This window comes from Pseudomonas sp. Yb2C2 (assembly GCF_052112325.1).
Classification (GTDB): Bacteria; Pseudomonadota; Gammaproteobacteria; order Pseudomonadales; family Pseudomonadaceae; genus Aquipseudomonas; species Aquipseudomonas marginalis.
In genome coordinates, this window is sequence record NZ_JAVAJK010000059.1 from 1 (window position 1) to 1,050 (window position 1,050).

General features: G+C 47.6%; 2 protein-coding genes. Both read left to right on the forward strand.

Annotation, left to right across the window (positions count from 1 at the left end):
- The coding region (locus Q8X51_RS32130; protein WP_407693362.1) for a polymorphic toxin type 47 domain-containing protein at positions 1-620 on the forward strand (620 nt) is incomplete at its 5' end.
- On the forward strand, positions 620-1,009 hold the full coding sequence (locus Q8X51_RS32135) for a hypothetical protein (RefSeq protein ID WP_065947443.1): 390 nt from the start codon (positions 620-622) through the stop codon (positions 1,007-1,009). The genes Q8X51_RS32130 and Q8X51_RS32135, both read left to right, overlap by 1 nt.
- The last annotated feature ends 41 nt before the right edge of the window (positions 1,010-1,050 follow it).

The window sequence follows — 1,050 nt, forward strand, 5'->3', positions numbered from 1 at the left end:
GACTCGACAAAGGCACAATCGACAACCCGCTACGTTTCCAGGGCCAGTACTTTGATCAGGAAAGCGGGCTGCACTACAACCGCCATCGCTACTACAATCCGGATATTGGGTGTTACCTGACGCCTGATCCGGTGAAGCTGGCGGGTGGGATCAACGCGTACCAGTACGTGCCTAACCCGACCGGATGGGTAGATCCGTTAGGGTTAGCTTGCACTTCTGGGAGTTGCCCTCCGCCACACACCGGAAACACGTGGGAATTTAACTCCGATGTAGATCTGGACTGGCGCAAACAAGACCGCAACAGCTACGAGCAAATGCACACGGGTTTAGATGAAGCCTTTCGTAGAACAGGCATATCAAGGGATGAATACAGCGTATCCAAATGGGGTAAAGACCAATATGGAAAGTCATTTCCAACTGAATGGCGTGTACAAAAAGGCCCAAATAGGGGGGCCGAGGTGAATATTGATGACCCAATACTAGTCCCAAGCAAAGAAGGGCCGAAATCACCTCATATTGGTTATCAAACCCCCGGAAAGAGAGCGGGCGGAGGGGCAAAAAGAGGTCATATACTTCTAAAACTGGTTCCCGTTAGCCGATCAAGAATTGGGATTCACTAATGAGTTACCTGGAAGAAGAAATAGATGATGCTTTCAGGAGCTTAGAAATAAGCTCTAGAAAACTTCAGACATACGAAACTACAGCATTAATAAATAACCTGACAAAAAAGTTCTTCAAGTTCGAGAGCAGCTTCCTCGACCCCGTCGAACTGAACGAGAAAAATTCAGAGCACAACCCCAATTTCTGGAAGGAAATACAGTACCGCATTAACCAAAAAGACCTGATTTTGTTGGTACTTGATTCAACATACTCGGGCTGGGAAATCGACAATGCGCGGGATATAGCCTCTATCTTAGGTGAAACGACCGGATATCCGTTCTGGGTGACGGATAGCAAACTCACGTTTCTGGTACACATGGATGATCATGACTGCGTTATTTGGGCTTGAAGATGGTTTGCCACAACTGGCCTTCTATCACCGTCATAGCC